A 19446-nucleotide genomic window follows, 5' to 3' on the forward strand; every position below is an offset into this window, starting at 1 on the left:
CAGCGAGTGCTCGCTAAGCTCCGGTGTCTTCTGTTACGCACCCGTCACCGCAACCTGCTAGGTATGGATCCATGGAACTGGGGCGGCGTTCGCGCGCGCTCGTGCGCGGTGCGTTACGCGCGCGCTCGCGGCTGCGCCGCCGGCGGTCCCGGTGGCGGTCCCTCGTCGCGCTGAGCACGGTCGTCGTGCTCGCGGCGACTGCGACCCTCGCTCCCGCGGCGGCGTCGTCCGCGTTCGCGCCTGCGGCAGTGGCCGGCCCGGCCGTGGCGCTCGGCGACCGTGTCGTGCGGCTGAGCGAGCAGGCGGAACCGGACTCGCGGGCGGTGCTGCTCGTCCACGGGTGGCTGAGCACCGTCCTCCCCGACGCCGACGGCCAGCGCTCCTACGCCCGGTCGCCGTTCGCTCGCCCGGTGCAGTGGCGCGACGGCTCCGGTGCGCCGGTGGCGCGGGGGATGACGGCGTCGCTGCAGCAGCGGCTCGAAGCGCGGCCGGGGGTCGCCGTGTACGCGTTCGACTACTCCGCGAACTCCGCCGGGTGGGTCGGCTCGACCGGTTCGGCCGACAATCTCGCCGCCGCGATCCGTTCGATAGCCGACGCCGTCCACGGCCCGGTCGACGTCGTGACCCATTCGATGGGCGGGCTGGCCCTGCGGTACGCCCTGCGCGACGCCCCGGACATCGCCGCGCTCATCGGCGAGGTCGTCACGGTCGCCGCTCCCACGCAAGGCTCGGACATCGCCAATGTCGCGGTCGACATCGCCGGGGCGGTCCGCGCCACGATGTCGACGGTGCCGGTGCTGCAGAACCTCGTGCTGCCCTGGATCGGCGCGGTCTGCAACAAGCAGCTCGCGGAAGACGCGCGCGGCGGCTGCGATCTGCCACCCGTCATCCGGACGGGTATCGCCGCCCTCGGCCCGGCAGGTACGTCCCTGCGCGCCGGGTCGGCGGAGCTCGCCGATCTGCCCGACTGGCCGGCGGGTCTGCACGTGCACGCGATCGCGGCGTCCGCCGTCGTCGCGATGCCGCTCCCATCGGGGAAGACCGGGGAGGCCCGCCTCGGCGACGGTCTGGTCGCCGAGACGTCCGCCCTCGCCGGAGCGGCGGACACGACGGTGGTCACATGCCGCAGAGACCTCCCGCCCGGCGTCGGCGGAGTCGGGATGATCCTGTCGGGCCAGGTCGCCGCCCCGCCGTTCGGCGGCGCGTGCGGGCACGACGCGGTCTTCTCCAATCTCGAGGTGGTCGACGCCGTGCTAGCAGCGTTGCGCGGGCCCGCGTCCGGCTAGCTCGAGCGCCCGGGCTCCCGATCTAGGATGGACCCCATGTGCGGAATCATCGGCTATGTGGGTCCTCGTCCCTCGCAGGACATCCTCATCTCGGGCCTGGCCCGCCTCGAATACCGCGGCTACGACTCCGCCGGCATCGCCGTCATCGACGGTGAAGGAGGTCTGGGAACGCGCAAGCGCGCGGGCAAGCTGCAGATCCTGCGCGACGACCTGGCGGCGCACCCCCTGGCCGACGGCACGACCGGGATCGGCCACACCCGGTGGGCGACGCACGGCGGCCCGACCGACGCGAACGCCCACCCCCACCTGGCCGACGACGACAAGCTCGCGGTCATCCACAACGGCATCATCGAGAACTTCTCCGAGCTGAAGTCCGAGCTCGTCGCCGAGGGATACACCTTCCGCAGCGAGACCGACACCGAGGTCGCCGCTGTGCTGCTGGGCCGCGAGTACCAGGCATCCGGCGATCTGGTCGAGGCGTTCCGCGCGACGGTGTCGCGCCTGGAGGGGGCATTCACGCTCCTGGCCCTGCACCGCGACCAGCCCGGTCTCGTCGTGGGCGCCCGCCGCAATTCGCCGCTGGTGATCGGCCTCGGCGACGGCGAGAACTTCCTCGGCTCCGACGTCGCCGCCTTCGTCGAGCACACCCGCCACGCGCTCGCGATCGGCCAGGACGAGATCGTCGCGATCACCCCTCAGGAGGTCACGGTCACCGACTTCTCCGGTGCCGCCGTCGACGTCGAGCCGTTCGAGGTCGTATGGGATGCCGCCGCCGCGGACAAGGGCGGCTGGTCGTCGTTCATGGCCAAGGAGGTCTCGGAGGAGCCCGAGGCCGTTGCGAACACCATCCGCGGGCGCGTGCACGACGGTCTCGTGCAGATCCCCGAGCTCGATGGCCTCGACGAGCTGTTCACCGGCATCGATCGCGTCATCGTCATCGCGTGCGGCACCGCCGCTTACGCCGGCATGGTCGGCAAGTACGCCCTCGAGCAGTGGGCGCGCGTTCCCGTCGACGTCGAGCTCGCCCACGAGTTCCGCTATCGGGATCCCGTCATCGGCCCGCGCACGCTCGTCGTCTCGATCAGCCAGTCCGGCGAGACGATGGACACGCTCATGGCGGTCAAGTACGCCCGCGAGGCCGGCGCGAAGACGCTGTCGATCTGCAACACCCAGGGCGCGACGATCCCGCGCGAGTCCGATGCCATCGTCTACACCCACGCCGGTCCCGAGGTCGCCGTCGCGTCCACGAAGGCGTTCGTCGCGCAGATCACCGCGCTGTACCTGCTGGCCCTGCACGTTGGCCGTGTGCGCGGTGCGCTGAGCGCTGAGGCGATCGCCGAGCAGGTCGCTCAGCTCGAAGCGGTGCCCGAGAAGATCGCCCGGGTGCTCGCGAGCGAGCAGGAGCACATCGAGCAGTTCGCCCACTGGATGGCCGACACCCGCTCGGTGATCTTCCTCGGCCGTCACGTCGGCTACCCGATCGCGCTCGAGGGCGCGCTCAAGCTCAAGGAGATCTCCTACATCCACGCCGAGGGCTTCGCCGCCGGAGAGCTCAAACACGGCCCGATCGCGCTCATCGAGCCCGGTCAGCCGGTATTCGTCATGGTGCCCTCGCCGACGAGCTCGCCCCTGCTGCACGCGAAGGTCGTGTCCAACATCCAGGAGATCCGTGCCCGCGGCGCGCGCATCATCGCGGTCGCCGAAGAGGGGGATGCCGCCGTCCTCCCGTTCGCCGACGAGGTGCTGCGCATCCCGCTCGCCGAGCCGCTGTTCGAGCCGCTCCTCGCGGTCGTTCCGCTGCACATCTTCGCCATGGGCCTGGCCACCGCCAAGGGCCTCGACGTCGACCAGCCGCGCAACCTCGCCAAGTCGGTCACCGTCGAGTGAGTCCGTCGGGCTGGAAGGGGATGCCGTGATCGTCGGCATCGGCGTCGACCTGGTCGACGTCCCGCGCTTCGAGCGTTCGCTCGAACGCACCCCTCGCCTGCTCGACAGGCTCTTCTCGCCCGCCGAGCGCGCCCTCAAGCCCCGGTCTCTCGCTGCCCGGTACGCCGCGAAGGAGGCGCTCATCAAGGCCCTCGGCGGCTCGGAGGGCGTGCACTGGGTCGACATCGAGGTGGCGTCGGAGTCTTCGGGGCGTCCGGTCTTCGCCCTCACCGGTGAGACGGCCGCCACGGTGGCCGCACGGGGCGTGACGGCGGTGCACCTGTCGCTCTCGCACGATGCGAACCTCGCCACCGCCTACGTGATCGCCGAGGCCGCATCGTGACCGTACGCCCGCTGCGCGAAGCCCTCATCGACGTCGAGGCGATCGAGCACAACGTCCGTCATCTGCGGCGTCTCGTCCAGACCGAGATCATCGCCGTCGTGAAAGCCGACGGTTACGGGCACGGCGCCGTGCGTGCGGCGACCGCGGCCCTGTCGGGTGGCGCGACGCGACTCGGCGTGGCGGACATCGCCGAGGCCGTCGCCCTGCGCCGAGCGGGAATCACCGCCCCCATCGTCGCGTGGCTGCACGCGCCCGGCGCGGATTTCCGCGAGGCGGCCGAGCACGGCGTCGAGCTCGGGATCTCGAGCTTCGCGCAGCTGCAGGCCGCCGCGGCGGCAGCATCCGTCGGGCGCTCCGTCGGTGTGCACCTCAAGGTCGAGACAGGGCTCGGGCGCAACGGCGTCGAGCCGCGCGAGTGGCAGCGCGTCTGCGCGGAGGCGGCGAGACTCGAGCGCATCGGCCAGCTGCGCGTCATCGGCGTCTTCAGTCACCTCTCCAACACGAGCATCGAGGACGACCGCGCCGCGCTCGCCCGATTCCACGACGCTCTCGCTGAGGCGAGCGCGGCGGGGGTGCATCCGCCGCTGCGCCACATCGCCGCGTCGAACGCGGCGATCGCGCTGCCCGAGACGCGGCTGAACTGCGTCCGCCTGGGGCTCGCGATCTACGGACTCTCTCCGCTTCCGGGTCGCTCCTCGGCAGACCTCGGGCTGCGGCCGGCGATGACCCTGCGCACCTCGGTCGCCGCGGTGCGACGCGTGCCGGCCGGCCAAGGCGTGTCGTACGGCTACACGCACCGCACCGCGTCCGAGACGACGCTCGCCCTGGTCCCGCTCGGCTATGCCGACGGCGTGCCCCGGCAGGCCTCCGGCCGCGGGCCGGTGGTCATCGGCGGCCGGCGGTTCACGGTCTCGGGCCGGATCGCGATGGACCAGTTCGTCGTCGACGTCGGTGACGCCGAGGTCTCGATCGGCGACGAGGTCGTGCTCTTCGGCGACCCCACGCTGAGTTTTCCCGCCGCCGCCGACTGGGGTGATGCCGCGGACACGATCGATTACGAGATCGTCACCCGTATCGGCCCGCGGGTGCACCGCACGGCGGTATCGTCCGAGATGACGGGAGGCCGGCGATGAGCGGAATGGACGACTACCTCGGCGAACGCGAGGTGACTTCAGCCGACGAGATGGAGGCCTGGGGGAGGGAGATCGGATCGCGGCTCCGCGCCGGCGATCTCGTCGTCCTCACCGGGCCTCTCGGGGCCGGAAAGACGACGCTGACCCGGGGGATCGGCGCCGGCCTCGGCGTCCGCGGACCGATCCAGAGTCCGACCTTCGTCATCGCACGCACCCACCCCTCGCTCGTCGACGGTCCGCCGCTGATCCATGTCGACGCCTACCGCCTGGGGTCCCCGGCGGAGCTGTCGGACCTCGATCTCGACCTGGACGCCAGTGTCACGATCGTCGAGTGGGGACACGGCATGGTCGACGGTCTTCGCGACAGCTGGTGGGAGATCGAGCTCGAGCGGGGCTGGAGCGGCACCGGGCTCGACAACGCCTGCGGCACGAGCGGCCCGGCGGCAGCGGAGATGGCCGACGCGGCCCCGCGCCTCGTGACGGTCACACGGCGCCCCTGAGCGCGAGGCCGCACGGCCCGGGCTACCCTGGGTGACGTGATTCTGGGCATCGACACCTCGATCGGCACGGCCGTCGCGATCGTCGACCCCGCGGGCCGTGTCCGCGCCGAGGTCGTCAGCCGCGACCCCCGCGGTCACGCCGAGGTCATCGGCGATCTGCTCGTGCGCGTCTTCCACGAAGCGGGGGTCGACCTCGTCGAGATCACGGCCGTCGCCGCGGGCATGGGGCCGGGTCCGTTCACGGGACTGCGGGTCGGGATCGCGGCCGCACGGGCGTTCGCCCTCGGGCGCGGCGTCCCCCTGATCGCGGTCGCGAGCCACGATGCGGCGGCGCGCGCACACGTCGATCCCGCGTACGCCACCGCCGGCGCGGCTCCCGTCGAGGGCGAGCCGGTCGCGATCGTGACCGATGCCCGCCGTCGCGAGGTCGCCGTCTCGATCTATCGCGTCGAACGGGGGATGCCGGTGCGCCTCACCGACGCGCATCTCGTGCCGCGCGCGTCGACCGAGCCCCTCGCCCTGTTCGGAGCTCCCGCCTCGGAGCTGCCGGAGACGACATCCATCAGTGCCGCAGCCCTCGCCCGGATCGCGGCCGAACGGCTGTCGGCGGGCGCCGCCGACGCGTCGGCCGCCGAGCCCCTGTACCTCCGCGCCCCGGACGTGACGGTGCCGGCCGGACCGAAAAAGGTGGGCACGTGAGCCTGCGGACCGCGACCGGTGACGACCTCGACGCGATCATGGCGCTCGAGCAGGCGTCGTTCCCCACCGATGCGTGGAGCCGCACCGCCATGTCCGCAGAGCTCGCCTCGCCGCACGGGCGCTACCTCGTCGACGTCGAGGACGATCGCGTCGTCGGTTACGGCGGTGTCCGGTCGGTGCGGGGCGCGGATGACGCCGACATCCAGACCATCGCCCTCGAACCGTCTCGGCGCGGCACCGGTCGCGGCCGAACCCTGCTGCGGGCGCTCGTCGCCGAAGCCCGCGACCGCGGCGCTCGCGAGCTCTTCCTCGAGGTGCGCGCCGACAACCCCGTCGCCCAGGCCCTCTACGTCTCGGAGGGGTTCGTCGAGATCGCCCGCCGTCCGCGGTACTACCAGCCCGACGACGTCGACGCGATCATCATGCAGCTGAACCTCCGCGGTGAGGGAGGGACCGACCGATGACCACCGACCTGACCCGCTCCGAACCCCTCGTGCTGGGGATCGAGACCAGCTGCGACGAGACCGGCATCGGCATCGTCCGCGGGCGCACGCTGCTGTCGAACACGATCGCGAGCTCGATGGCCGAGCATGCCCGTTACGGCGGCGTCGTGCCCGAGGTCGCCGCGCGCGCCCACCTCGAGGCGCTCCAGCCGGCGATCGAGGCCGCCGTGGCCGAAGCGGGCGTCTCGCTGCAGGAGCTCGACGCGGTCGCCGTCACGAGCGGCCCAGGGCTGGCCGGCGCGCTCATGGTCGGCGTCGGGGCTGCGAAGGCCCTCGCCGTGTCGCTCGGGAAGCCGCTCTACGCGGTCAACCATCTGGTCGGTCACATCGCGGCCGACATCCTGACCGGTGACGACGTCGAGTACCCGACCGTCGCCCTCCTGGTCAGCGGCGGACACACCTCGCTCCTCCTCGTCCGCGATCTGGTCTCCGACGTCGAGATGCTCGGCGAGACGATGGATGACGCCGCCGGCGAGGCCTTCGACAAGATCGCCCGCATCCTCGGTCTGCCCTACCCCGGAGGCCCCGAGATCGACCGCGCCGCAGCCAGCGGCGACCCCGACGCCATCCGATTCCCGCGCGGACTCTCCCGAGCGTCCGACCTGGCCGCGCACCGGTACGACTTCTCCTTCTCCGGGCTGAAGACCGCCGTAGCGCGCTGGATCGAGCAGCGCGAGGCGGCGGGCGAGACCGTGCCCGTCGCCGACGTCGCGGCATCCTTCCGCGAAGCAGTCGTCGACGTCCTCGTGACCAAGGCGCTCGACGCGTGCGCGCAGCACGGCGTGCCACGGCTGCTCCTCGGCGGCGGCGTGATCGCCAATCGCCGGCTGCGCGAGGTCGCGCTCGAACGAGCCGCCGCCGCGGGCGTCGCGGTGCGCATCCCGCCGCTGAGCCTGTGCACCGACAACGGGGCGATGATCGCTGCGCTCGCCGCCGAGCTCATCTCCTCGGGCGCCGACCCGTCGACCCTCTCGTTCGGCGCCGACTCGACGCTTCCGGTCACCGAGATTCAGGTACGCGGGTGAGCGATGACCGTCGGCGCAGTCGGCGCCCCGCCGTGGCAGCGCCGACGGATGACGTCGCGTCGGCTCCCGAGGCCGCGAGGCTGCCGGGCGAGCACCGCGGTGGGTTCCAGCGCGAGTTCACGCAGCCGACACCGCTGCTGAGCAGCCCCGAGGTCGGCCCGCGCGCCGAGCCCGCTGCGTCGCAGCCGCGCGTCGAGTGGGCCCCGGCGCCCGAGATCCTGCCGCGGTCGGGGGCGTGGGCGCTGGCCCTGGCGATCGTGGCGCTCCTACTGTCGCTGTTCGTCGGGTGGGCGTTCCCGCTGGGTATCGCAGCGGTCGTCATGGCGGTGCTGGCGCTGCGCCGACCGTGGGAGCGTCGCGGGGTCGCGGTGTGGGCGCTCGGCCTCGCCGCGTTGTCGATCCTCTACAGCGCGGGCTGGCTCGTCTGGGCGGCGGCTCAGGCCGGGCTGCTGGACTGAGCCCCGTCGCCGGGGCGGCCCTCACCGTCCTCGACGCGGTCGGCGAGGACGGCCACCCGGCGGTCTCCGACGCGCGTGAGGAGGAGGGTCGCCGACGCGCTCCCCGACAGGCTCAGCTTCTTGCGGAACTGCGCAGGATCGATGTCGACCCCGCGTTTCTTGATCTCCAGGATGCCGATCCCTGCGCGCTTGAGCGCGGCGTCGATCTCGCGGGTCTTCAGCGGCAGGACCTCGCGCACCCGGAACGTCGTCGCGAACGCGCTGGTACGCCCCGTGTCGGAGGTCATGTACGCCGTGCCGCCGGCGAGCATCCCCGCGTCGAGTGAGCGGGCCACGTCGCCGATCAGCCGAGCGCGGATGACGGCGCCGTCTGGCTCGTGCAGGTAGGCGCCCAGATCGCGCGGATCGACGTCCGAAGCATCATCGGCGGCGGTGAGCTCGGCGGCACGATCGCCGCGGATCACGAGGGCGGACCGCCGGACGCCCGGGCGAGCGAGAGCGCCCGACCAGAGGACGAGCTCGATCGTCGAGCCGTCCGCGCTGATCCACTGCGCCTCGCCGTCGGTGGGAAGGTCGTCGCGGTCGAACGCAGGGCCGAGCTTGATGCCCGTCGGCATCCGACCTGCGAGGTCGAAGGCCCACTCGAGCGACGGCGTGTAGTCGGATGCCGCGATGCGCCGCGTCTCGCTGTGGCCCGAGGTGCGGCGAGCGGGGTCGAGCCAGACGGCATCGACGCCGTCGAGATCGGTCTCCTCCGCCCGCCCGTGGCGCACGCGAGCGGCTGCACCGAAGGGGGCGAGGTTGTAGGCGGCCAGGGCGGCCGTGATCTCGTCTGCGTCGACGGCCAGGACCTCGAGTCCGATGCCGGCGAACCCCAGGGCGTCGCCGCCGATGCCGCAGCCGAGGTCGGCGACGCGGGCGATGCCGGCATCGCGGAACCTGCCGGCGTGGCGGGCGGCGACAACGAGACGCGTAGCCTGCTCGAGGCCGGCCCGGGTGAACAGCATCCGATCGGCGAACGGACCGAACTTCGCCCGCGCGCGCTCGCGCAGCCGCGCTTGCCCGACGACGGCCGACACGAGGTCGGGGGAAAGGCCCTCGCGTCGCAGCCGCGACACGGCCGACGCGGCATCCGCCGTAGACGAGATCCGGAGGGCGTCGACCAGACGGAGTCCCTCGGGGGTCAGCAACGCGGAGAGCTCGGCGTGATCCACCACGACAGCCTACGCGGGGCGGTGCGGCCGGTTCAGGGGTGTTGGCACTCGCGTTGCGTGAGTGCCAACGTCCCCCTAGACTCGGAGTTGGCACTCTCAGGGTGAGATTGCCAACAAGTCTTGTCGAAGAAAGAGGTAGACCGTGTCGGTTTCCATCAAGCCGCTCGAGGACCGCATCGTCATCAAGCAGGTCGAGGCCGAGCAGACCACTGCGAGTGGTCTGGTCATCCCCGACACCGCCAAGGAGAAGCCCCAGGAGGGCGAGGTCGTGGCGGTCGGCCCCGGCCGCATCGATGACAACGGCAACCGTGTTCCGCTCGACGTCGCCGTCGGCGACCGCGTGATCTACAGCAAGTACGGCGGAACCGAGGTCAAGTTCGGCGCTGACGAGTTCCTCGTGCTCTCGGCCCGCGACGTCCTCGCCGTCGTCGTCCGCTGACGCAGAGCTCTTCCACGAAGGCCCGGGTGCATCGCATCCGGGCCTTCGTCATGGCAGGCGTGCGGCGGCGGATGGCAGTCCGTCGTGACCTCGCCGTGTCATGACCGTCCTATGCTTGGCTCGTGACACCCCTCGATCCCGCCCGTGAACGCTCGCTTGGCGGGATCTACGCTTTCTCGGCCTACGTGCTCTGGGGCTTCATGCCCCTCTACTTCCTCACGCTCGCCCCGATGGGGCCGTTCGAGGTCGTGTCGTGGCGCATCCTGTTCTCGCTGGTGTTCTGCGCGATCCTCCTCACGGTGCTCCGGGCCTGGGGCAAGCTGATCGCGATCCTGCGCACGCCGCGCCTGGTGCTGTGGACCATCGTGGCTGGGCTGCTCATCTACGTGAACTGGCAGGTCTTCCTCATCAGCACCCTCACGGGGCACGTGATCGAGGGGAGCCTCGGGTACTTCATCAACCCGATCGTCACGGTGCTCCTCGGCGTCCTCGTCCTGAAGGAGCGGCTGCGGGTGGCCCAGTGGGTCGCGATCGGCATCGCCGCCGTCGCGGTCGGCGTCATCGTCATCGGCTACGGGGCCTTCCCGTGGATCGCCCTGACCCTCGCCGCGAGCTTCGGCACCTACGGACTGGTCAAGAAGCAGATCGGGCCCTCGGTCGACGCCGTCAGCGGCCTGACCCTCGAGTCGCTCTGGCTGGCGCCCGTCGCGATCGTGCAGGCGATCATCGTCGCGGTCACCGGCGGGCTCGTGTTCGGCTCGGTCAGCCCCGGCCACACCGCGCTGGTGACCCTCGCCGGGATCGTCACCGCCGTGCCCCTGCTCTTCTTCGCCGCCGGCGCCCGTCGCAGCAGCCTCACGGTGATCGGCCTGCTGCAGTTCGTCGCGCCGATCCTGCAGTTCATCACGGGAGCCTGGATCCTCGGCGAGCCGATGCCTCTCGAGCGCTGGATCGGCTTCGGGCTCGTCTGGCTCGCCCTCGTCGTGCTCAGCGTCGACTCGCTGCGCGCCGCTCGTCGTCCGAGACGCGTCGACGAGGCATCCGACGTCGCCCCCGTCGTCTGACGTGGCACCGGTCCCACCCGCGTCATCGCGCGGGACTCGGCGGGCCGGAAGTAACGATTAGGTCGCGTAACAGACCGTTAACACATCGCAACATCCCTGATGCAGCGGCACCACTAGGTTTGACCCAACCTCGCGGGGCTTCGGTGCCGCGTTCCCACTCATCAAGGAGCACAATGGGCGTTCTCACCCGTTCCCGCACCGCGAAGGTCCTCGGCGGTATCGCCGTGATCGGCGCGAGTGCCCTCGTCCTCGCAGGCTGTGCCGGAGGCAGCGAACCGGCTGCATCGGGTGACGCCGAAGGGAACTCCTCGGCCGATTTCCCCATCGACTGCGAAGCGGCCGAGCCGGCGTCGTACACCCCCGAGTACACCTCGACCTCCACCGGTCCCGGCACCGACCTCACCTACACGATCGGCACGGCTCTGCCCGTGACCGGCAACCTCGCCTTCCTCGGCCCGCCCGAGATCTCGGCGACCGAGTTCGCCGCATCCGAGATCAACGCCGCGGGCAAGGGCATCACGATCGACCTCAAGCAGGGCGACTCGGGTGACACCGACAACAAGGCGTACGAGACGGAGATCCCGCGACTGCTGGGCGAAGGCGCCACGGCGATCATCGGCGCGGCATCCTCGGGCACGTCGCTGCAGTTCATCGACCAGGTCATCGCCGCCAACGCCATCCAGTTCTCGCCGGCGAACACCTCGGCCGCCTTCACCGGCTACGAGGACAAGGGTCTCTACTGGCGCACCGCTCCCTCGGACGTCCTGCAGGGCGAAGTGCTCGGCAACCTGATCGGCGCCGACGGCAACGAGACGCTCGGCATGATCGTCCTCAACGACGCCTACGGCACCGGCCTCGCGTGCTTCACCAAGGCCGCCTTCGAGGCTGCCGGCGGCGAGGTCGTCGCGACCTCGCTCTACAACACCGGTGACACGAACTTCTCGGCCCAGGTCGAGGACGTGCTCGCAGCCGGCCCGGACGCGATCGCCCTGATCACGTTCGAAGAGGTCAAGACGATCATCCCCGAGCTGATCGGTGCCGAGGTGGCCCCCGAGCAGCTGTACCTCGTCGACGGGAACCTGGCGAACTTCGGCGACGACTTCGAAGCCGGCACCATGGCCGGCGCGAAGGGCACCTACCCCGCCGTCGACCCCGCGTCGATCGCAACCTTCCGCGACAACCTGCAGGCGTTCTGGACCGGTGCCGGCAACGCCGAGCTGCAGGACTTCACCTACGGGCCGGAGTCGTATGACGCCGTCGTGCTGCTGGCACTCGCGGCGCTGCAGGCCGGATCGACGGCCGGCCCCGACGTCGCCGCGAACCTGCAGGCGGTCTCGGGCGGCTCGGGCGAAGGCACGAAGTGCACGACCTTCGCGGAGTGCGCCGACCTGATCATCGCCGGTGAGGCCGCGGACTACGACGGTGTCTCGGGCCCGATCACCTTCAACGAGGTGGGCGACCCGACGGAGGCATCCATCGGCGTCTTCGAGTACGGCGACGACAACAACTACGAGTTCGTCCGCGTCGGCTGATCCCCGCGCACGAGGGCCCCGGTCTCCTGACCGGGGCCCTCGTGCGCGCCGTGGGGCGGGCTCGGGGTGTGGGTTGGCAGTTGGTGCCCGCTCCTGGCGCCAGTGTGGGCGCGAGCTGCCAGGTGAGCGCTGGGTGGGCTCGCGCTCGCGCGTGGGTTGGCAGTTGGTGCCCGCTCCTGGCGCGTGTGTGGGCGCGAGCTGCCAGGTGAGCCCTGGGTGGGCTCGCGCTCGCGCGTGGGTTGGCAGTTGGTGCCCACTCCTGGCGCGTGTGTGGGCGTGAGCTGCCAGGTGAAGCGCGCCGTCAGCGCGAGGGAGACCATCCGCGTCGCCGGAGAGCACCGCTGACGAGAGCCACCGCCGGCGAGCCCGATGGCCTGATGTGCGCCGAGGTGAGCCTCACGACCTCGAAGCCGAGAGCGACGTAGGCGGTGTGCTTCTCGATGTCGCGCGCCCACTGGCTCCGCGATGTGCGATGGTGGTCGCCCTCGACCTCGGCGATGACGCGGTACTCGGGCCAGACGGCATCCGCGATCCCCGCCAGCCGCCCCGAGCCATCGCGGATCTCCTGGTCGAGCAGCGGCTCGGGCAGCCCCGCCCCGACGACGGCGAGCCGGAAGTCGGTCTCCAGCGGAGACATCGCCCCCTCGCGGACCCGGCTCAACGCTTTGACGAGCTTCGCGGAACCGACGCGCCTCCCGGAGGCGACCGCCTCGGCGAGCTCATCCACCGTGCACAGCCGCGCCTCGGGGCGGCGCCGGCCACGATCGCCGCGCGGCACCCGCACGAGCGCGTCGCCGATCCGCACCAGCTCGCGGACGCCGGCGTCCCGCCCGAGCATTGCCCACGTCGACGCCGGTGACGACAGCCGCAGGCCCCCGAGAGTCCTCACCTCGACGTGCGTCGGCGCGAGCTGACGTCCGCGGATGCCGCGCCGCCGCGGCGCGCGTTCCGGCGCGACGACCCCGATCTCGAGCTCACCGGAGGGCAGAGCACCCGTTCCCCACAGCACCGCGGCTGTGCGCCCGCAGTAGAAGGCGTGTCCGCTCATGATCTGGGCATACGCCCGCGCGCGGTCGAGCACCCGCTGCCGCGCAGCGTGATCCTCGGCGAGCGGGCCGGTCGCCGCGGCCTCCCCGGCTCCCGCTCTCCGGCGCACCCCGCGGAACGGGATGTCGAGATCCAGGGCACGCAGACGCTTGAGCGATACGCCCGCGGCCGACGCATCGGCGCACGAGAACGCTTCGCCGAGGGCGTCGGGCAGAGGTTCCGGGAGTCGCGGCATCCCCCCGATTCTCCCGGTGTATTCCGCCCCGCGGGGCTCAACGCCCACGCCTTGTGCGTGGCCCGCGCGCATCCCTCGCGGGGGAGGAATCGCCCCCAATCAGGCGAAGCGGGCTCAGGTCCCCAGCGTGCCGAGGTACAGGCCGATGACCTTGGGGTCGTTGAGCAGCTCACGGCCGGTGCCCGTGTAGGCGTCGCGGCCCTGGTCGAGGACGTAGCCCCGGTCGCAGATCTGCAGGCAGCGTCGGGCGTTCTGCTCGACCATGATCGTCGTCACGCCGGCCTTGTTGATCTCCGACACCCGCAGGAACGCCTCGTCCTGGCGCGACGGCGACAGCCCCGCGGAGGGCTCGTCGAGCAGCAGCACGTAGGGATCCATCATCAGCGCGCGCCCCATCGCGACCATCTGGCGCTCGCCGCCCGACAGCGATCCGGCCCGCTGCTGCAGGCGCTTGGCGAGGTCGGGGAAGATGGATGTCACGAAGTCGGTGCGCTCCGCGACGACCTTCGGCCGCTGATACGCCCCCATCTGCAGGTTCTCCGCGATCGTCAGGCTCGGGAAGACGTTGTTCGTCTGCGGCACGAAGCCGACGCCCTTCGATACGAGCTTGTTGGCACGCAGCCCGGTGATCTCCTCGCCGTTCAGCTTCACCGAGCCGGAGCGCACCTTCACCTGCCCGAAGATGGCCTTGAGCATCGTGGACTTGCCGGCGCCGTTGGGACCGATGATCCCGACGAGCTCGCCGGGAGCCGCGGTGAGGTTCGCGCCGTTGAGGATGTTCACCCCGGGCAGATAGCCAGCGTGCACATCCGACAGCTCGACGACGTTCTCGGTCACTTGCGGTCCCCATCCTTCTCGGCATCCACGGCGCCTGCCGCATCCGTCGTGCCCGCGGCATCCGTCGTCGGCGCCTCGTCGATCGCCTGGTCGAGCTCGTGAACCGTCTCGACGAGCTCTTCCGCCTCGGGCGGCAGTTCGCCGGCGTGCCGGCCCGTCACGACGCCGAGGTCGACGTCCTGGTGTGCGCCGAGGTAGGCGTCGATCACCGCGGGGTTCTGCATCACGGTGTCGGGCGGGCCCTCGGCGACGACGCGTCCTTCGGCCATCACGACGACCCAGTCGGCGATGTGACGCACCATGTGCATGTCGTGCTCGACGAACACGACGGTCATGCCGAGGTCCTTCAGGTCGAGGATGTGGTCGAGCAGCGACTGCGTCAACGCGGGGTTCACGCCGGCCATCGGCTCATCCAGCATGACGAGCACGGGGTCGCTCATGAGAGCGCGGGCCATCTCGAGGAGCTTGCGCTGTCCGCCCGAGAGCGACGCGGCGAAGTCCTTCTCCTTGGCGTCGAGCTTGAAGCGGGCGAGCAGGCCGCGCGCCTTCTCCTCGATCTCGGCCTCCTGCTTGCGCCAGAGGAAGGGCAGGATGCCGGCGAGGATCCCCTCGCCCTTCTGCTTCGGAGCGCCGAGCTTCATGTTCTCGAGCACCGTGAGCAGGCCGAGCGACTTCGTCAGCTGGAACGTGCGCACCTGACCCATGCGAGCGGCCTTGAAGGCGGGGATGCCGGCGAGGTTGGTCCCATCGAACGACCACGACCCCGCGTTGGGCTTGTCGAAGCCGGTCAGCAGGTTGAACAGGGTCGTCTTGCCGGCGCCGTTCGGGCCGATGAGGGCCGTGATCGCGCCGCGCGGGATCTCGAGGTGCTCGACGTCGACGGCGGTCAGGCCGCCGAAGACGCGCTTGACGCCGTCGGCGACGATGATCGGGTCGTTCTTCGCGACGCCGGGGCGGACCTCGCCGCTGCCATCGTCTTTGTGCAGGCCGGTCGCCTTGGGGCGCGGCGTCGGGGGTACGACATCAGCGGACAAAGGTCAGCTCCTTCTTGCTTCCGAGGATGCCCTGCGGGCGGAAGATCACCAGCAGCATGAGCGCGACGCCGACCAGCACGAACACGAGCATCTGGCTCTGCTCGGTGGTCAGGAACGGCAGCCAGCCGATGTTGACGAGGGCCGGCAGCAGGTTCGACAGGAACGCGCGCACCACCCAGAACAGCACGGCGCCGAGCACGGGGCCGAAGATGGTGGCCGCGCCGCCGAGCAGCAGCGCCGTCCAGACGTAGAACGTCTGCGAGGTGACGTAGACGTTCGGGTTGACGTTGGTGCCCATGGCGGTGACGATGCCGCCGGCCGCGATGATGACACCGCCGACGATGAGCGCCTGCATCTTGAAGGCGAAGACGTTCTTGCCGAGCGAGCGCACGGCGTCCTCGTCCTCGCGGATGCCGCGGATGACGCGCCCCCAGGGGCTGCTCATGAGCAGCCAGACGAGGGCGACGACGATCGCGATCGTGATCAATCCGACGATGATGACCCACCACTGGTCGGACTGGTACGTCCACGGCCCGAAGCCCCACCGTCCGGGCGGAAGCGGGTTGCTGGCGCGGAACCCGGCCTGGAAGCCCGAGAGGCCGTCGGCCGATCCCGTCTGGTTGCGGAACGCCGACGTGAGGAAGAGCAGGCGCAGCACCTCGGCGGCCGCGATCGTCACGATGGCGAGGTAATCGCCGCGCAGCCGCAGGGTCGGGATGCCCATCACGAGCGCGAAGACCACGGCGGCGATGAGACCGATGAGCGCCGCCACCGGCCAGGCGAGCCCGAAGGTGAGGATCGAGATCGCGAACCCGTAGGCGCCGATCGCCATGAAGCCCGCGACGCCCATGTTGAGCAGGCCCGCGAAGCCGAAGTGAACCGACAGGCCGATGGCGGCGAGGATGTACCCGAGGGTCGCCGGGGCGAGGATCTGCGCCGCGGTGTTGCTGAGGATCTGAAGGAAGTTCACGATGCCTATCCGATTCGCTCTCGGCGCCCGAGGAGACCCTGCGGGCGGAACAGCAGGATGACGATCAGCACGACCAGCGCGCCGACGTACTTGAGGTCGGAGGGGATCCACAGCGTCGAGACCTCGACGAGGAGCCCCACGATGATGGCGCCCACGAGCGCACCGAACGCGGTTCCGAGGCCGCCGAGCGTGACGGCGGCGAAGATGAGCAGCAGGATGCTGGTGCCCATGTCCCACTTGATGCCCGGACGGAAGTAGGCCCACAGCACACCCGACAGGCCGGCGAGCGCCGCGGCGACGACCCACACGACCCGGACCACCGCATCGACGTCGATGCCGCTGGCGGCGGCGAGCGAGGGGTTGTCCGACACGGCCCGCGTGGCGCGGCCGATGCGCGTGCGCATGAGCCACCACGCGAAGCCGGCGATGACCACGAGCGAGACGCCCATGCTGATCACGTCGGTGAGGGTGAGGCGGATGGGGCCGAGCCCGGGGATGACCGAGGTCGAGCCGCCGGGGAGCTGGGCCGTCCCGCCGCCGACGAACATCTGGAAGATGTAGCGCAGCGCGAGCGAGAGACCGATCGAGACGATCATGAGCTGCACGGTGCCGAGGCCGCGGCGTCGCAGCGGCCGCCAGAGGCCGGCATCCATCGTCAGGCCGAACAGCGCCGAGACGGCGACCGCCAACGGGATCGCGATCCAGATCGGCAGGCTGAACCCGGCCGAGAAGAGCAGCGCGGCGAGCGCTCCGAAGGTGACCATCTCGCCGTGCGCGAAGTTCGACAGGCCCGTCGTGCCGAACACGAGCGAGAGGCCGATCGCGGCGAGGGCCAGCATGAGGCCGAAGTTCAGGCCGTTGACGGCGCGGGAGAGCAGCTGGTCGACGAAGCTCGTCGTCTGCCGCTCGGCCGCCTCGAGCGTGAAGTTGCGCGTGATCGTGCTGGTCGCGCCGAACTCCACCTCGAGCGTCGACTCGAAGCCCTCCGGGACGGTCACCCCCGAGGGGAGGCTGTCCTCGACGAGTTCGACGGTGTACGCGACATCCTTCGTCGGAACGCCGATCGAGAAGCTGCCTCTCTCGTTCGTCTCGCCTTCGGCTTCGAAGTCGCCGCCGGTCACGACGATGGTGGCACCCTCGACGGGTTCACCACCGGTGCGGACGTTGCCCGCGATCGTGAAGGGCAACGACTCGACGTCGTCTCCTGCGGCCATGGCGGGGGAGGCGATGCCCAGGAACGCCACGACGGCCAGGAGGCCGGCGATCAACGTCGAGAACATGCGCCTCGGGCGACGAGCAGCGCGCGTCATCGAAGTGATCGCCACTGGCACCTCCTGAGATAAGTGGACGAACGCCGAGAGGTACCGGTTCTGCTGGTGGCTTCGGCGACACCTGAACGTATGCGCTGATTGTTGCTTGCGTGTTTCCGGTGCGCAACAACGAATGCGGTGTGTCGTTTCGCGGATCTCGGGCGAGGGAATGCCGCGCGGCGCCGGGCGCTTAGAATCGTTGAGACTTCCAAGGAGTGCGCATGAGCGACTACAACGACCCGTTCGGATTCGTCGGCCTCACCTACGACGATGTCCTGCTCCTGCCGGGGCACACCGACGTCATCCCGTCCGAGGCCGATACGTCGTCGCGCGTGACGCGGCGCATCACCGTGGCCACCCCGCTGCTGTCGGCCGCGATGGACACCGTCACCGAGGCGCGCCTCGCGATCGCGATCGCGCGTGAGGGCGGCATCGGCATCATCCACCGCAACCTCTCCATCGAGGAGCAGGCGGCGATGGTCGACCGGGTCAAGCGCAGCGAGTCGGGCATGATCACCGACCCGATCACGACGACCCCCGACGCGACGATCGAAGAGGTCGACGCGCTCTGCGGGCAGTACCGCATCTCGGGCCTGCCGGTCGTCGACGACGAGGGGCACCTGCTCGGCATCGTCACGAACCGCGACATGCGCTTCGTCTCGGGCTTCGAGCGGCAGACCACCAAGGTGCGCGACGTCATGACGAGCGAGAACCTCGTCACCGGTCGCGTCGGCATCGGGGCCAACGAGGTCATCGCACTCTTCGCCCACCACCGCGTCGAGAAGCTCCCCCTCCTAGACGAGGAGGGCAAGCTCGCCGGTCTCATCACGATCAAGGACTTCGACAAGAGCGAGAAGTACCCCCTCGCGACGAAGGACGACCAGGGGCGCCTGCGCGTCGGCGCGGCCATCGGCTTCTTCGGCGACGCGTGGCAGCGGGCCGAGGCTCTCCGCGACGCCGGCGTCGACGTGATCGTCGTCGACACCGCGAACGGGCAGTCCGCGGGCGTCATCGACATGGTCAAGCGCCTGAAGGCGGATGCATCCTTCGAGCACATCGACGTCATCGGCGGCAACGTCGCGACCCGCGAGGGTGCGCAGGCGCTCATCGACGCGGGTGTGGATGCCGTCAAGGTCGGCGTCGGTCCGGGCTCGATCTGCACCACGCGCGTCGTCGCGGGTGTCGGCGTGCCCCAGGTCACCGCGATCTACGAAGCGTCGCTGGCCGCGCGCGAAGCCGGCATCCCGATCATCGCCGACGGCGGTCTGCAGTACTCGGGTGACATCGCCAAGGCCCTCGTCGCCGGCGCCGACTCGGTCATGCTCGGGTCGCTGCTCGCCGGAACCGACGAGTCGCCGGGCGAGATCGTCTTCCAGGGCGGCAAGCAGTTCAAGCAGTACCGCGGCATGGGGTCGCTCGGCGCGCTGCAGACCCGCGGCAAGAAGACCTCGTACTCGAAGGACCGGTACTTCCAGGCCGACGTCCCGAGCGACGACAAGCTCATCCCCGAGGGCATCGAGGGTCAGGTCGCCTACCGCGGCCCCGTGTCGGCCGTGGCCTACCAGCTCATCGGCGGCCTGCGTCAGTCGATGTTCTACGTGGGCGCGCGCACCGTCGAAGAGCTGAAGGCTCGCGGCAAGTTCGTGCGCATCACCTCGGCCGGGCTCAAGGAGTCGCACCCCCACGACGTCCAGATCGTGGTGGAGGCCCCGAACTACAAGCGCTGATCCGCGCGCGCCCGCGCGCGAAGCTCGGAGATTCTGACGAAGGTCGGATCGATCGCTCCAGATCGTCCGACCTTCGTCGCATTCTCCGAAGCGCGACCGGTATGGGTCCTCCTCCCCAGGGCGAGAGGGCTGAGGGGTTTCCCCAGAACCGGGGAGGGATGCCG

19 protein-coding genes are annotated in these 19446 nt (G+C 70.6%); 13 read left to right on the plus strand and 6 right to left on the minus strand.

Going from position 1 to position 19446, the window contains the following annotated elements; translation table 11 throughout:
* Positions 1-71 precede the first annotated feature (71 nt).
* The 9 genes from ACLBWJ_RS11640 to ACLBWJ_RS11680 are packed head-to-tail and all read left to right on the plus strand — an operon-like array spanning position 72 to position 7873.
* Positions 72-1286: an esterase/lipase family protein gene (locus ACLBWJ_RS11640; RefSeq protein ID WP_447660350.1), complete on the plus strand. Its 1215-nt coding sequence runs from the start codon at positions 72-74 to the stop codon at positions 1284-1286.
* Positions 1287-1322: 36 nt separating this feature from the next.
* Positions 1323-3173 (plus strand): glutamine--fructose-6-phosphate transaminase (isomerizing), encoded by a 1851-nt coding sequence (gene glmS / locus ACLBWJ_RS11645; protein ID WP_274179358.1) that lies wholly within the window; start codon positions 1323-1325, stop codon positions 3171-3173.
* A gap of 25 nt (positions 3174-3198) precedes the next feature.
* Positions 3199-3555: a holo-ACP synthase gene (locus tag ACLBWJ_RS11650; RefSeq protein WP_112617885.1), complete on the plus strand. Its 357-nt coding sequence runs from the start codon at positions 3199-3201 to the stop codon at positions 3553-3555.
* The gene (gene alr, locus ACLBWJ_RS11655) at positions 3552-4688 is read left to right on the plus strand and encodes an alanine racemase (RefSeq protein WP_282501469.1); all 1137 of its coding nucleotides are present in this window, start codon (positions 3552-3554) and stop codon (positions 4686-4688) included. The genes ACLBWJ_RS11650 and alr overlap by 4 nt, the downstream gene beginning before the upstream one ends.
* The gene (gene tsaE / locus ACLBWJ_RS11660; RefSeq protein WP_269268828.1) at positions 4685-5188 is read left to right on the plus strand and encodes a tRNA (adenosine(37)-N6)-threonylcarbamoyltransferase complex ATPase subunit type 1 TsaE; all 504 of its coding nucleotides are present in this window, start codon (positions 4685-4687) and stop codon (positions 5186-5188) included. The genes alr and tsaE overlap by 4 nt, the downstream gene beginning before the upstream one ends.
* Before the next feature lie 36 nt (positions 5189-5224).
* Entirely contained in the window at positions 5225-5887 is a 663-nt protein-coding gene (gene tsaB / locus ACLBWJ_RS11665; protein WP_447660351.1) for a tRNA (adenosine(37)-N6)-threonylcarbamoyltransferase complex dimerization subunit type 1 TsaB, read from the plus strand.
* The gene (gene rimI, locus ACLBWJ_RS11670) at positions 5884-6351 is read left to right on the plus strand and encodes a ribosomal protein S18-alanine N-acetyltransferase (protein WP_269268830.1); all 468 of its coding nucleotides are present in this window, start codon (positions 5884-5886) and stop codon (positions 6349-6351) included. Before tsaB ends, rimI begins: the two co-directional genes overlap by 4 nt.
* The gene (gene tsaD, locus ACLBWJ_RS11675) at positions 6348-7415 is read left to right on the plus strand and encodes a tRNA (adenosine(37)-N6)-threonylcarbamoyltransferase complex transferase subunit TsaD (protein WP_274179355.1); all 1068 of its coding nucleotides are present in this window, start codon (positions 6348-6350) and stop codon (positions 7413-7415) included. The genes rimI and tsaD overlap by 4 nt, the downstream gene beginning before the upstream one ends.
* Positions 7412-7873 (plus strand): hypothetical protein, encoded by a 462-nt coding sequence (locus tag ACLBWJ_RS11680; RefSeq protein ID WP_274179354.1) that lies wholly within the window; start codon positions 7412-7414, stop codon positions 7871-7873. Before tsaD ends, ACLBWJ_RS11680 begins: the two co-directional genes overlap by 4 nt.
* Here the strand turns inward: ACLBWJ_RS11680 and ACLBWJ_RS11685 are convergent.
* Complete coding sequence (locus tag ACLBWJ_RS11685) at positions 7852-9087, minus strand: class I SAM-dependent methyltransferase (RefSeq protein WP_282501468.1); 1236 nt, start codon at positions 9085-9087, stop codon at positions 7852-7854. The genes ACLBWJ_RS11680 and ACLBWJ_RS11685 overlap by 22 nt on opposite strands.
* A 142-nt stretch (positions 9088-9229) precedes the next feature.
* On the opposite strand from ACLBWJ_RS11685, the gene groES reads away from it, so the two are divergent.
* From groES to ACLBWJ_RS11700, 3 genes are all read left to right on the plus strand, one after another.
* The gene (groES, locus tag ACLBWJ_RS11690) at positions 9230-9526 is read left to right on the plus strand and encodes a co-chaperone GroES (RefSeq protein ID WP_023954390.1); all 297 of its coding nucleotides are present in this window, start codon (positions 9230-9232) and stop codon (positions 9524-9526) included.
* A 122-nt stretch (positions 9527-9648) separates the two neighbouring features.
* Positions 9649-10590: an EamA family transporter RarD gene (gene rarD / locus ACLBWJ_RS11695; RefSeq protein WP_447660352.1), complete on the plus strand. Its 942-nt coding sequence runs from the start codon at positions 9649-9651 to the stop codon at positions 10588-10590.
* A gap of 173 nt (positions 10591-10763) precedes the next feature.
* Positions 10764-12122, plus strand: coding sequence for an ABC transporter substrate-binding protein (locus tag ACLBWJ_RS11700; RefSeq protein ID WP_112617893.1), 1359 nt, complete (start codon positions 10764-10766; stop codon positions 12120-12122).
* 301 nt (positions 12123-12423) lie between these two features.
* On the opposite strand, the gene ACLBWJ_RS11705 is transcribed toward ACLBWJ_RS11700, so the two are convergent.
* From ACLBWJ_RS11705 to ACLBWJ_RS11725, 5 genes are all read right to left on the minus strand, one after another.
* Complete coding sequence (locus ACLBWJ_RS11705; RefSeq protein WP_447660353.1) at positions 12424-13404, minus strand: hypothetical protein; 981 nt, start codon at positions 13402-13404, stop codon at positions 12424-12426.
* Between the two features lie 114 nt (positions 13405-13518).
* Positions 13519-14241 (minus strand): ABC transporter ATP-binding protein, encoded by a 723-nt coding sequence (locus ACLBWJ_RS11710; protein ID WP_091503903.1) that lies wholly within the window; start codon positions 14239-14241, stop codon positions 13519-13521.
* Positions 14238-15275: an ABC transporter ATP-binding protein gene (locus tag ACLBWJ_RS11715; protein ID WP_114587620.1), complete on the minus strand. Its 1038-nt coding sequence runs from the start codon at positions 15273-15275 to the stop codon at positions 14238-14240. Before ACLBWJ_RS11715 ends, ACLBWJ_RS11710 begins: the two co-directional genes overlap by 4 nt.
* Positions 15265-16245, minus strand: a complete 981-nt coding sequence (locus ACLBWJ_RS11720) for a branched-chain amino acid ABC transporter permease (protein WP_269268837.1) — start codon at positions 16243-16245, stop codon at positions 15265-15267. Before ACLBWJ_RS11720 ends, ACLBWJ_RS11715 begins: the two co-directional genes overlap by 11 nt.
* A 5-nt stretch (positions 16246-16250) precedes the next feature.
* On the minus strand, positions 16251-17525 hold the full coding sequence (locus ACLBWJ_RS11725; protein ID WP_274179350.1) for a branched-chain amino acid ABC transporter permease: 1275 nt from the start codon (positions 17523-17525) through the stop codon (positions 16251-16253).
* 251 nt (positions 17526-17776) lie between these two features.
* Between ACLBWJ_RS11725 and guaB the strand changes: the two genes are divergently transcribed.
* Positions 17777-19282 (plus strand): IMP dehydrogenase, encoded by a 1506-nt coding sequence (gene guaB, locus ACLBWJ_RS11730; RefSeq protein WP_094261156.1) that lies wholly within the window; start codon positions 17777-17779, stop codon positions 19280-19282.
* Positions 19283-19446 lie beyond the last annotated feature (164 nt).

The sequence above is a fragment of the Microbacterium sp. M4A5_1d genome (genome assembly GCF_053345465.1).